Below are 12,433 nucleotides of genomic sequence, written 5' to 3' on the forward strand. Positions count from 1 at the left end.
GACCGGGTGGTCCCGACCGGGTCGGCGGTGCCGCGGTCAGACGTCGGCGCGCTCGCGCTCGGCCAGCAGGAACGCCGCGAGGGCGCCGCCCAGCGCCCCGAAGAGGTGGCCCTGCCAGGAGACGCCCGGCTCACCGGGCAGCACGCCGACCAGCACGCTGCCGTAGACGACGAGCAGCACCACCCCGAGCAGGATCTCGCGCGCCCGACGGCTGAACACGCCGCGCAGCAGCACCAGGTGGACCAGCCAGCCGAAGATCAGCACGGACGCCCCGAGGTGCACCGTGCCGGACGGCGCCACCAGCCACACCCCGAGCCCGCCGACCACCCAGATGACCGCGGTCGCCTGGAGCCCGCGAGCCACGCCGGTCGCCAGCACCAGGAAGAGCAGGACCAGCACGGGCAGCGTGTTGGCCTCGAGGTGCAGCCAGCCGCCGTGCAGCAGCGGGGCGAGAGGAGGATCCCGACCAGGCCCTCGTCGGAGCGCGGCCGGACGCCGTACCGGTCGAGGCGGTGGTCGGCGAGGGCGTCGACGACCTCGACCAGCCACAGCAGCGCGACGAAGCCGACCGACCCCAGGACCGCGACCGCGAGCGGCGACCGGCGACCGGTCTCGTGCTGCGTCCTCATGGCGCCACTGTGCCACCCGGCACCGCGTCGCCCGGACCCTCGCCCGGCCCCTCGCCCGGCTCAGTCGAGGACGGCGGGGCGGCGCAGCTCGGCGGTGATGGTGGCCAGGCCGAGCAGCGGCAGCGCGGCGAGCACGGCGAGGCTCCAGCCGACGCCGATCGGCTCGCCCAGCCCGCCCACGACGGCCGAGCCGACGCTCCCGCCGACCAGGAAGACCAGGGTGGCCACGCCGAGCGCGACCCCGCGCACGTCGGCGTCGACGGCGTCGGCGACCGCGGCGGTCATCGCGGGCTGCCCGAGGCCGAAAGCCACGGTGACGAGCAGGACCCCGACGCCGAGCAACGGCGCCGAGACGGTGGTGGCGCCGACCGAGGCGATCACCAGGGCGACGGTGGCCACGCCGCCGGCGACCGCGATCGCCCGGGTCGGACCGGCCGAGGTGATGAGCGGTCCGGCGACCCGCGGCACCACCAGGGCCAGGGCCGCGCTGGGCACGAGCAGCAGTCCCACCTGCCACGGCTCCCAGCCGTGCGCCACGAGGACGCCGGGCACCGCGACGAGCAGCGCGAACCAGGACGCCGGCACCGCGGCGGCGGCCACCGCGCTGCGGACGACGGTGCCGTTGCGGACCACCGACATCGGCAGGAACCCGTGCGGTCGCCGCCGCACCCGGGCGATGGTGGCCGGCGTGCCGAGGACGAGCAGCAGCACCCCGGCGGCCAGGACGACGAAGCCGGTCGACGGGGACTGCACGACCAGGACGACGCCGGCGGCGGTGAACGCGACCAGCAGCGCACCGAGCAGGTCGAGCCGCGCCCCGCTGCCCTCGCGCGTGAGCGCCGGCCACAGCACCGGCAGCACCAGGAGCCCGAGCACCGGCAGCGCCATCACCGCACGCCACCCGAGCGCCTCCTCGAGCACGCCGCCGAGCAGCGGGCCCAGGCAGCTGATCGCGGCTGCCATCCCGGCGAGCCGGCCGAGGGCCAGCCCGCGCACGGCTCCGGAGTACCGCCCGTTGAGGACGGCGACCCCGAGCGTCGGCACCGCGGCGGCCCCGGCGCCCTGCAGCATCCGGGCCAGGACGAGCGTCTCGAACGTCGGGGCGGCGGCGGCCAGGACGGCGCCGGTCGTCATCAGGCTGACGCCGACCAGCAACGGGATCCGGATTCCCACCAGGTCGGAGAACCGGCCGTAGACGGCGGTGGTCACCGCGAGCATCAGGGTGTAGAGGCTGATGGTCCAGGTGGCGGTCCCGGCGCTGACGTCGAGGTCGCTGCCGATCAGCGGGAGCGCGATGGCCGCCGAGGACGACCCCATCCCGGCCAGGCCGAAGAGGAGGCCGAGGAGCAGCGAGACGCGGCGGGAGTCGTCTCGGGAGTGGTCGGTGGGCATCGTGGGGGCGAACCACCAGCGGCGCCGGGATGTTCCCGGCGCCGCTGGTGTCGTGCGTGCTCCGGCCTCGGCCGGTGCGTGGGTCAGCGGATCTTGAAGTCCGCCTTGCTGACGGCGTAGAAGCCGCCCTTGAGCGAGGTCACGACGATCCGTGCCTTCGTGGACTTCACACCCCGCGGCAGCTGGACGACCTGCTTGCCGTCGTTGGCCGTGGCCCGCGCCAGGGTGCGCGACCAGGTCTTCCCGCCGTTGGTCGACAGGTAGATCGTCACCTTCTTGGTGAGCTTGCGGGTGCCGTTGACCTTCCACCGCACGGGGATGGTCGAGCCCTTCTTGGCGACGTAGGACGTCTTGGCCTGCGAGGTCACGAGGAACGGGCCGGCCTTCTTGGCGACCTTCACCACCACGTTGCGGTAGGCAACGCCGCCGCGGCCGTCACGCACGGTGACCCGGAAGTGCATCGCGCCCTTCTGCTTGCCCGGGGTGCCCTGGTAGGCGGCCGTGGGCAGGAACTCCGAGTAGCACTCCACCAGCGCCGGGTCGAGCGGCACGTTCGGGCCGTCGTCCGGCGGCGGCGGCGGCGCCACCGGGCAGCGACCGGTGCGGGCGTTGGTGTTGCCCGACAGCACCTGCGCCAGGTCCGGGAAGGAGCGCGACGGGGCGCCCGTGGCCAGGTTGATCCCGGGCGAGGGCGACTCGAGCGAGTCGGCGTCGCTGACGTCGGCAGCGGTGCCGAAGACCCGGAAGAGGGGTCCGAAGACCTTCTGGTTCGACGGCAGCGCGGTGCCGTCGCGTCCCCGGGCGTCGTCGGTCTGCTCCCACAGGTAGGTGAGCGGGTCGCCGTCGGCGTCCTTGGCCCTGCCGGTGAGGATGAACGGCGTGCGGGTCGGCACCTTGCGGACGACCGTGACCGAGGTGACCTCCGGTGCGCGGTCGCTCGTGGTCAGCGACGCCGAGCCGCCGTTGTCGGCGGCGCCGCCCTTGGCGGTCTCGCCCACGAACCCGGAGACGCCGGCGCTACCGCCGACGACCGTGATCGACTCGACGTCGGCGTGCGGACCGGGCGCGTCGGGCGCGGCGGTCGGCGCGAAGATCACCTGGAACCCCGTGGGGGTCACCTCGGTGAGCGGGGCCGGGTAGTCGGTGAAGCTGCCGTAGGGGTCGTAACCCCAGGCGGCGACGGTGACGTCCTGGCCGGTGAGGGTGGCCATCTTGGCCTCGATCGCGGCGCGGTCGTCGGTCGCGTCGACCTCGACGGTGTCGCCGTCGAAGCCGAGGGTGACCGTGGAGCCGGGGGCTCCGAAGCCGCGCAGCGAGACCGTCTGCACCTCGACGGTGTCGGGCAGGCCGGCGCCGGTGTAGGCGTTGACCTCGTCGAGGGTGCGGGCCGAGAAGTACGGGTCGGTGTGGTCCTGGAGGTTGTCCTGGCGGCAGATGCCGGCGTAGGCCATGACCGAGGAGCCCGAGCCGGGCTCGACCGAGGTGGTGTCGTTGCGGTTGCCGCCCGAGCAGCTGCGGTAGACGCCGTTGAAGGTGTGGTTGCCGGCGAACTGGTGCCCGATCTCGTGCGCGACGTAGTCGATCGCGAAGAAGTCGCCCTTGGGCTCCGGCAGGCCGGTACAGCCGCCGCCCTTGTAGTCGGCGCCGACGACGCCGAGGTAGGCCACGCCGCCGCCGTTCACGCCGAGCGCGATGTGGCCGACGTCGTAGTTGCTGGCGCCGACGACCTGGCCGAGCACGAGTCGGTTGCGGGCCAGGGTCTCGCCGCTGCAGAAGTCGAGGTCGCCGTACTGGTCGGCGGGGGCGTCGTCGGGGTAGATGACGGTGCGGAAGCAGGGCTCCGCGCCGCACGGCCCGTTGGCGCCGGTGGCCTTCTCGGTGGTGTCGAAGTTGAGGTCGTCGGTCTCGTTGATCAGCTGCAGCGTGATCGCGAGGTCCTGCCGGTAGATCTGGTTGACCCGGTTGATCAGCGTGGCCTTCTCGGCGAGCACGTTGTCGGTGCCGAAGTAGGCGGCGTAGGAGGGGTCGGAGGTCAGCGCGAGCCGGTAGCGCTTCTCCACGACCACGGCGCCGGCACGGCCGGAGGCGTTGCCACCCTTGCGGATCGCGGCGCGCCGAATCTCGGGGGCCTCCCGCTCGGCGAACTGCTCCTCGGGGCTGGTGGTGTCCTCGCCGAAGAAGGCGAGGTGCTGGGTGGTGCCGCGCCGGTCGTAGGCGGGGTCGACGTACCAGGTGCCCGTGCCCTGGGGACCGCGGACGGCGGCGTGCAGGCCCATCGGGGTCACGTCGAGCGCGACCGTGTGGTCGGGCCGGCTGACCGAGCGCCCGGAGTAGGTGGCGATCTCGGGGTGGGCCGCGGCGAGACGGGGCGCGAGCACCTGGGTGCGCTGGACCGAGAACTTCTCGGTGCCGCCGGTCGGCGTGGGCAGGGCGAAGACGAGGCTGCCGCCGTCGCCCTCGGCCGGGGCGTCGGCGAGCTCGGCGCGGACCCGGGCCAGGTCGACCCGGACGGCGGAGTACTGCTTCGGCTCGACCCGGACCTTGTCGCCGGTCGGCCGGAAGCCGTCGAGCGGGCGGAAGGCGGGGTCGGGTGGTGGGGCGGCGGACGACGATCCTGACACTGCGGGGACCATCGCCGCAGCGAGGACGAGGGCAGTGGCAGCCGCGAGACGTGACGGACGCATGTGGTGGTGGGCTCCTCCCAGCCGGGCAGGTGTGCCCGGACTCCCTGCACCCTAGGCGCGGGCGCCGGCAGCGGCCAGTGCCTCGCGCAGGAGATCTCCGGAGGGTGGGTCGGGCCGCGAGGAGGTGCCACTAGATTCCACGGGGTGCAGATGATCCTCGGCCCGACCTCGGGTGACCTCGACGACGACGCGGTGGCCGCGGCCTACCCGTGGCCCGAGGAGGGCCCCTGGGTGCGGGCGATGATGGTGACCACCCTCGATGGCGCCGCAGCCGGGCCCGACGGCACCAGCGACTCGATCTCCTCCAGCGTCGACAAGGCCGTCTTCGACGCCGTCCGGCGCTTCGCGGACGCCGTCGTGGTCGGCGCCGGCACCATCCGCGCCGAGGGCTACGGCGCGATGCGGGCCAAGCCGGCCGACGTCGGGCGACGCACCGCCGCCGGCCAGGCCGCCGCCCCGGTCATCGCGATCGTCAGCGGCTCCCTCGACCTCCCGTGGGAGTCCGAGCTGTTCACGGGCTCGACCCAGCGGCCGGTCGTGCTCACCGGCTCCGGCGCCCCTACGTCCGCGCGCGACACGGCATCCCAGCACTGCGACCTGGTGGTCGCCCCCGAGGAGCGGGTGACGCCGTCGTTCGTCGTCGACACCCTCGTCGCACGCGGCCTGCGGCGCATCGTCTGCGAGGGCGGTCCGAGCCTGCTCGAGCGGTTCGTCGCCGAGGGCCGGCTCGACGAGGCCGACATCACCGTCTCCCCCGTCTTCGCCGGCCTCACCGAGCGCGCGGGTGGCGCCCAGGACGCGGTGCGCCACTTCGACCTGGCCCACGTGATCCACGCCGAGGGCTTCCTGATGAACCGCTACCTGGCTCCCGGCGGCGGCCGGTGATCCGGCTCGCCGACCTCGCCCGGCTGGCCGCCGAGCACGCCGACGACCTCGCCGCCCTCGACCGGCCGATCGCGCCGCTGGAGGTCGCCGGGCGCAGCTTCGACACCGACGTCCGCCCGGCCGTGATGGGGGTCGTCAACCTCTCGCGCGACTCCACCTACCGCGAGAGCGTCGTGACGTCGTCCGAGTCCGCGCTGCGCCGCGCCCGCGTGCTGGTGGCCCAGGGCGCCGACTTCGTCGACCTCGGCGCCGAGTCCAGCGACGCGACGTCGGTGCGGGTGGACGCCGCCGAGCAGGCCGCGCGACTCACGCCGCTCATCCGCGAGCTCGCCGCCGAGGGCGTACTGGTCTCGATCGAGAGCTACGAGCCGGCGGCGGTCCGGGCCGGCCTCGAGGCCGGCGCCCGCATCGTCAACCTGACCGGGTCGGCCCACGACGCGGCCATGTTCGACCTCGCCGCCGCGCACGGCGCCGCCGTGGTGCTGTGCCACGTGCTCGGTCCGCACGCCCGCGACCTCGACCCCGCCGCGGCGGGCCCGTCGTCCGACCCGCTGGCCGGCATGCTCGACGGGTTCGCCCGCCGGATCGACGACGCCCGCGCCCGCGGCGTCACCGCGCTCGTCGTCGACCCCGGGGCCGGCTTCGGCTTCTCGCTCGGCGACCAGCGCGCCCGCGTGCGCCACCAGGCCCGGATGCTCGTGCAGTCGTTCCGGCTGCGCAGCCTCGGCGTCCCGGTCTGCCACTCGGTGCCGCACTCCTTCGAGCTGTTCGAGGAGCAGTTCCGCACCGCCGAGGGCTTCTTCACCGTCCTGGCCCACCTCGGCGGCACCGGCGTCTACCGCACGCACGAGGTGCCGCACGTCGTGGCCGTCCTCGGAGCCCTCGACGCGCTCGACGTCGACTGACGCGTCAGCGGCGCAGCAGCCGCCCGACCCGCTCGACGACGTCGTCGAGGGCGGCGGCGGCCGCGGGGCTCATCGGCCCCATGTCGATGAACCCGTGCACCAGCCCGTCGTAGCGGACGGTCTCGACCGGCACCCCGGCCCGCTCGAGGAGCGCGGCGTAGGCCTCGCCCTCGTCGCGCAGCGGGTCGTACTCGACGGTGACGACGAGCGCCGGCGCGAGGTCGCCGTCGACGGCGGCCAGGTCGGCCAGCAGCGGCGAGTGCCGGGGGTCGGCCCGGTCGGCCCGGTCGGCCCGGTCGGCATCGTGACCGAGGTAGTGCCCCCCGAACCAGCCCATCGTGGCCAGGTCGAGGAAGTAGCCCTCGGCGTTCTCGGTGCGCGAGGGGTAGTCGCCGGTCATGTGGGTGGCCGGGTACAGGAGCACCTGGGCGTCGACCCGGCTGCCGAGCTCGAGCGCGGCGACGGCGGCCAGGTTGCCGCCGGCGGAGTCGCCGCCGACCGCGAGGACCTCGCCCCCGCCGAGCTCGCCGCGGTGCTCGTCGGCCCACCGGACGGCGGCCAGCGCGTCGTCGACGGCCGCCGGGAAGCGCGCCTCCGGTGCGAGGCGGTAGTCGATCGCGAGCACCACGACCGCCGCGCCGGCGCACAGCCGCCGGCAGGTCTGGTCGTGGGTGTCGAGGTCACCGATCACGAAGCCGCCGCCGTGCAGGTAGACCAGCGTCGGGAGCGGCCCGTCGTCGACCGGCCGGTACAGCCGCGCCGGCCGTCCGGCGACCTCGGTCTCCTCGACGCTGCCGACCGGCACGCGGGTCTCCGGCGTGACGAGGTCGACCGTCATCGACCGCAGCGCCCGCCGCGCGTCGTCCGGCGTCCCCTCCGACATCGGCGGGTACGGCGAGCCGTCGATCAGCTGCAGCAGGGAGGCGATCCCGGGGTCCAGAGGCATGCCGCGACTGTAGCCACGCCCCCTCCCACGTCGCACCACGCGGAGCTCTCGCGACGGTTCCCAGCGGTTCCCCTCGGCCGACGTCCGCGGACGACGCCCGGACCGACGTCCAGACCGACGGGCGGGCGGTCGCCGGTCAGCGCAGGTTGCGGACGACGGCGGCGGCGAGCGCGTCGGCGTACCGGGCCCGGCCGGCGCGGCCGGTCATGTCGGGTGCGTCGACGGGCGAGCGCATGTTGCCGAGCTCGACCAGCACGGTCGGCACGTCGGAGAGGTTGAGGGTGCCGAGGTCGCGACGGACGTCGAGACCGTCTCCACCGGCCACGTACGTGGCGGGCGCGAAGCCCGCGGCGCGCAGCGAGCGCCGGACGTCGAGGGCCAGCCGCCGCGAGGGCCGGACGATGTCGTCGGTCCACGGCGCCCGGTCGGGCGGGCGGATCACGTGGAACCCGTGCGCGCCGGCGGCGTACGAGCCGTCGGCGTGGATGCTCAGCTTGAGGTCGGCGTCGACGCGGTTCCCCGCCCGGCCGCGGACGTCGACGCAGGGTCCCCAGCGGCGCCCGGAGTTCGTCGTGCGCGTCGCGACGACGCGGGCCCCGAGCCGCTCGAGCCGGCGGGCGAGGAGCCGGGAGACCTGCCAGGTGAACGTCGCCTCGGGGTAGCCGGCGTCGGTCGCGGTGCCGGTGGTGTTGCACGGCTTGGTGAAGCCTCCGGCGGGGACCGGGCGCGAGACCTGCTCCGCGAAGTTCCGGTTGCCGAGCTGGTGGCCGGGGTCGAGCACGACCACCCGCCCCTGCAGCGGCCGGGCCTCGGAGCCCGCGCCCGGCGACGGCGTCGGCGGGGCGGAGGGAGAGGACGACGCCGACGACGACCGCGACGCCGGCGCGGGACCGGCGTCGCCGGCGGTGCCACCGGACCTGCCGGGGCCGCCGCCGCAGCCCGCGACCGCCAGCGACAGCGCCAGGGCCAGCGCGGCCGGGTGCGTCAGTCGCACGACGGGCTCACTCGTAGCCCAGGATCTCCTGGCGCTTCTCGCCCCAGGCGAGCGCCGAGGCGATGGCCTCGTCGAGGCTGAGCTCGGTGCGCCAGTCGAGCAGGGCGGCGGCGCGGTCGACGCCGGCGAAGGCCCCCGCGACGTCGCCGGGACGGGGACCGGCCTCGGTCAGGGGCACCTCGGAGCCGAAGACCCGCTGGAAGGCGGCGACCAGCTCGCGCACGGTCACGCCCGCGCCGGTGCCGACGTTGATGACGGTCGACGGCGCGTCGACCTGCGCCAGGACGTCGTCGAAGCGCTCCACGGCGCGCACGTGCGCGCGGGCGAGGTCCCAGACGTGGATGTAGTCGCGGATGCCCGTGCCGTCGCTGGTCGGCCACTCGGTGCCCGTGATCGTGAACGACGGCTTCTGGCCCCGCGCGGCGAGCACCAGCTGGCCGAGCACGTGCGAGGGCTCGCGGGCGTAGATGCCGGACTCGAGGTCGGGGTCGGAGCCGATCGGGTTGAAGTAGCGCAGGACCACCGCGCGCAGGTCGCTGGCCACCGCGAGGTCGGCGAGGACCTCCTCGATCATCCGCTTGGTGCGGGCGTACGGGGAGCCGGGCGCGAGGGCGTCGTCCTCGGTGACCTCGAAGCCCTCCTTGGTGGCGTAGAGGCTCGCCGAGGACGAGAAGAGCACCCGGTTCAGGCCGAGCGCGGCGAGCTCGTCGAAGAGCTCGAGCGACTTGGCGACGTTGTCGCGGTAGTACTCGTAGGGCTTCTCGACCGACTCCGGGACGACGATGCGGGCGGCCATGTGGATCGTGGCGTGCAGGTCGGGGTGCTCCTCGGCGATCCGGCGCAGGAGCGCCCGGTCGGCGATGTCGCCCTCGTAGAAGATCCGGTCGCGCACGAAGGCCTGCGGACCGCTGAGCAGCGAGTCGAGGACGATCGGCGTGTGGCCGGCCTCCTCGAGGGCCTTGGCGGTGATCGAACCGATGTAGCCGGCACCGCCGGTCACGAGAACCTTCATGCCGCGACCCTAACCGTCACCCGGCAGGGGTCGCGCTCGGGCCGCGGCGCCGACGACCTCCCTCACGTCGTCGGTGCCACGGCCCCGCACGTCCTTCGCTCCGGAGCACCCGCGGTCCGATGGGGGTCGGTCGCGGGAGTAGGTGGACGCCCCCATGGCGTCCGTCCGATTTCCGGGGGGGAGCACTGCCCCCAGGGTGTCGTCCGCGACCCCTGCGGGGCATCGGCTCCCAGGGCCCTCCGGACTAGTCACGAGTGACTAGGCCGACCAGCCGAACAGCCATCGGGTCCGCCCACCGGCGCTCGGGCTCCGGTCGAGGATCAGCCCGGCTCGGTCTGCTGCTCGTGGAGGAGGTCGAGCAGGTAGGCCCCGTAGCCGCTCTTGAGCAGGCCCTCGGCGAGGGCGGCGAGCTGGGTGTCGTCGATCAGCCCCATCCGCCAGGCGACCTCCTCCGGGGCGCCGACCTTGGTGCCCTGCCGGGCCTCGACGGCGCGCACGAAGTTGCTGGCGTCGTTGAGGTCGTCGAAGGTCCCGGTGTCGAGCCAGGCCGACCCGCGCGGCAGCACCTCGACCTGCAGCCGGCCCTCCGCGAGGTAGAGCCGGTTGAGGTCGGTGATCTCGAGCTCGCCGCGCGCCGAGGGCTGCAGGCCCTTGGCCTTCTCGACGACGTCGGCACCGTAGAAGTACAGGCCCGGGACGGCGTAGCGGCTGCGCGGGGCGGCCGGCTTCTCCTCCAGCGAGATCGCCGTGCCGCCGGCGTCGAACTCCACGACGCCGTACGCCGTGGGGTCGGCGACGCGGTAGCCGAAGACGGCCGCGCCGTCGAGGTCGGAGAACCGGCGCAGCCGGGTGCCGAGCCCGGCGCCGTGGAAGATGTTGTCGCCGAGGACCAGGCCGACCGGCTCGCCGCCGATGTGGCCCTCGCCGATGAGGAACGCCTGGGCCAGGCCGTCGGGCGAGGGCTGGACGGCGTAGGAGATCGAGATCCCGAACCGCGAGCCGTCGCCGAGGAGACGGACGAACTGCTCGGCCTCGTGCGGGGTGGTGATCACCAGCACGTCGGTGATCCCCGCGAGCATCAGCGTCGACAGCGGGTAGTGGATCATCGGCTTGTCGTAGACCGGCATCAGCTGCTTGCTCACCGCGTGGGTGATCGGGTGCAGCCGGCTTCCGGTGCCGCCGGCCAGGATGATGCCGCGCATGGTGCTCCTCGTCTCGTGGCCGCGACCGCGATGCGGGTCATCGGGTCGTGGGGACACAGCATGCCCGACGCGGCGGTGCGACCACCGGCGACCGGACCGAGCCGCGCATACCCACAAGACGTGAAAAAACCCGGCGGTCGTCGGTGGCGGACCTAGCGTCGTCCCTGTCCGCGGGGGGCGACACCGGCTCCAGGCACTCGGGGTCCGACAGGCACGGCGACGGCGACGTCGTCGCCTCCTCCAGCGCGCTCGCAGCACGAGCGCCGCACGCGAGGGGGAAACGCATGTCGCTGCTGGTGCACCGGGTGGGCGGCGGGTCACGCCTGCGCGTCCCGCTGCCGTCGCGGACCCTGCTGTACCTCCCGGGAACCGCCTTCACCCTCGACGCCGCGATCGTCGTCCTGGCCACGCTGGCCGCCGTGGTCGGCCGCGAGCGGTGGCACCTGCTGTCCGCCGGGGCCGGGCTCACCGAGCAGATGGGCCACGCCGGACCGCTGCTGGTCGCCGGCTGGCTGGGGGCCATCTGGCTCGCCGGGGGCTACGCGACCAGCCTCTTCGACGCCGGCACCGACGAGTTCCGTCGCGTCGCCCGGGCCACCTTCGCCACGGCGGCCGCGGTCGGCATCGGCGCGTTCCTGCTCGATCTCCCGCTGTCGCGCGACTTCTTCGTGCTCGCCTTCGGCCTCGGCGTCCCGGCCCTGCTGTGCGGACGGCTCGCGCTGCGCCGCGCGGTGCAGCGGGCCCGCAGGCACGGCGCCCTGTCGCACAGCGTGCTGATCGCCGGCCTCCCCGGCTCGATCGACGAGGTCGCCACCGTCCTGGGCCGTGAGTCCGGCCTCGGGTACCGCGTGGTCGGCGCGCTGACGCCGACGGTCTCGGTCACCGACACCGCGTGCGGCGTCCCGGTGCTGGGCCTGTGCACCGACGTCGTCGAGCAGGTGCGGCGCTCCGGTGCCGACGTCGTCTTCTTCGCCAGCGGGGGCGTGTCGTCGTCGGTCGAGATGCGCCGGCTGGCCTGGGACCTCGAGCGCGAGGGCGTCCAGGTGATCGTGGCCCCGAGCGTGTCCGACGTCTCCGGCGAGCGGGTGCACGTGCGTCCGGTCGGCGGTCTCCCGCTCATCCACATCGACCCGACCGGCACCATCGACGCCGTCCGGTGGGGCAAGCGGCTCTTCGACGTCCTCGGGGCGGCGGCGCTGATCCTCGCCCTGTCCCCCGTGCTCGTCGTCGCGGCGCTCCGCATCCGGGCGCACGACGGTGGTCCGGTGCTGTTCCGCCAGGTCCGGATCGGCCGCGACGGCCGGGCGTTCCCGTGCCTCAAGCTGCGCACGATGGTGGTCGACGCCGAGGCGCACCTGGCGCGCCTGCACGCCGAGACCGGCCACGCCGAGGGGCTGTTCAAGATGGCCGGCGACCCGCGGATCACCCGGCCGGGCGCCTTCCTGCGCCGGTTCTCCATCGACGAGCTGCCCCAGCTGTTCAACGTCCTGCGCGGCGAGATGAGCCTGGTCGGCCCGCGACCGCCGCTGCCCACCGAGGTCGCGACCTACGACGACATCACCTCGCGCCGGCTCAACGTGCGACCCGGCATGACCGGGCTGTGGCAGGTCTCCGGCCGCTCCGACCTCTCGTGGAGCGAGGCCGTCCGCCTCGACCTCTTCTACGTCGACAACTGGTCGATGTTCCGGGACCTCTCGATCCTGGCGAAGACCTTCGGCGCCGTCGTCGGCTCCCGCGGGGCGTACTAGGAGCACCGGGCGCCGCCGCCCTGACAGGATGAGCGC

Annotated in this window: 10 protein-coding genes; 3 read left to right on the forward strand and 7 right to left on the reverse strand. The window is 74.4% G+C overall.

Going from position 1 to position 12,433, the window contains the following annotated elements; all coding sequences use genetic code 11:
* Positions 1-36: 36 nt before the first annotated feature.
* The 3 genes from FE634_RS21720 to FE634_RS17580 all read right to left on the reverse strand — a co-directional run bounded on the left by FE634_RS21720 (position 37) and on the right by FE634_RS17580 (position 4,642).
* The gene (locus FE634_RS21720) at positions 37-399 is read right to left on the reverse strand and encodes a rhomboid family intramembrane serine protease (RefSeq protein WP_262347469.1); all 363 of its coding nucleotides are present in this window, start codon (positions 397-399) and stop codon (positions 37-39) included.
* 290 nt (positions 400-689) lie between these two features.
* Positions 690-2,021 carry an MFS transporter gene (locus tag FE634_RS17575; RefSeq protein WP_148240817.1) on the reverse strand — a complete coding sequence of 444 codons (1,332 nt, stop codon included), beginning with the start codon at positions 2,019-2,021 and terminating at the stop codon, positions 690-692.
* Between the two features lie 83 nt (positions 2,022-2,104).
* A complete protein-coding gene (locus FE634_RS17580; RefSeq protein WP_262347470.1) occupies positions 2,105-4,642 on the reverse strand; it encodes a reprolysin-like metallopeptidase in 2,538 nt (845 codons plus the stop codon).
* A 213-nt stretch (positions 4,643-4,855) separates the two neighbouring features.
* Between FE634_RS17580 and FE634_RS17585 the strand changes: the two genes are divergently transcribed.
* A complete protein-coding gene (locus FE634_RS17585; RefSeq protein WP_262347679.1) occupies positions 4,856-5,590 on the forward strand; it encodes a dihydrofolate reductase family protein in 735 nt (244 codons plus the stop codon).
* A complete protein-coding gene (locus FE634_RS17590) occupies positions 5,587-6,495 on the forward strand; it encodes a dihydropteroate synthase (RefSeq protein ID WP_148240820.1) in 909 nt (302 codons plus the stop codon). The genes FE634_RS17585 and FE634_RS17590 overlap by 4 nt, the downstream gene beginning before the upstream one ends.
* Before the next feature lie 4 nt (positions 6,496-6,499).
* On the opposite strand, the gene FE634_RS17595 is transcribed toward FE634_RS17590, so the two are convergent.
* The 4 genes from FE634_RS17595 to rfbA form a co-directional block, all read right to left on the reverse strand.
* Entirely contained in the window at positions 6,500-7,441 is a 942-nt protein-coding gene (locus tag FE634_RS17595) for an alpha/beta hydrolase (RefSeq protein WP_148240821.1), read from the reverse strand.
* Between the two features lie 136 nt (positions 7,442-7,577).
* Positions 7,578-8,435 carry an N-acetylmuramoyl-L-alanine amidase gene (locus FE634_RS17600; protein ID WP_262347471.1) on the reverse strand — a complete coding sequence of 286 codons (858 nt, stop codon included), beginning with the start codon at positions 8,433-8,435 and terminating at the stop codon, positions 7,578-7,580.
* Positions 8,436-8,442: 7 nt separating this feature from the next.
* On the reverse strand, positions 8,443-9,447 hold the full coding sequence (galE, locus tag FE634_RS17605) for a UDP-glucose 4-epimerase GalE (RefSeq protein ID WP_148240822.1): 1,005 nt from the start codon (positions 9,445-9,447) through the stop codon (positions 8,443-8,445).
* Between the two features lie 320 nt (positions 9,448-9,767).
* On the reverse strand, positions 9,768-10,649 hold the full coding sequence (gene rfbA, locus FE634_RS17610; protein ID WP_138876633.1) for a glucose-1-phosphate thymidylyltransferase RfbA: 882 nt from the start codon (positions 10,647-10,649) through the stop codon (positions 9,768-9,770).
* 284 nt (positions 10,650-10,933) lie between these two features.
* Between rfbA and FE634_RS17615 the strand changes: the two genes are divergently transcribed.
* The gene (locus tag FE634_RS17615) at positions 10,934-12,397 is read left to right on the forward strand and encodes a sugar transferase (RefSeq protein WP_138876634.1); all 1,464 of its coding nucleotides are present in this window, start codon (positions 10,934-10,936) and stop codon (positions 12,395-12,397) included.
* The last annotated feature ends 36 nt before the right edge of the window (positions 12,398-12,433 follow it).

Source organism: Nocardioides sp. S-1144 (assembly GCF_005954645.2).
Taxonomy (GTDB): domain Bacteria; phylum Actinomycetota; class Actinomycetes; order Propionibacteriales; family Nocardioidaceae; genus Nocardioides; species Nocardioides dongxiaopingii.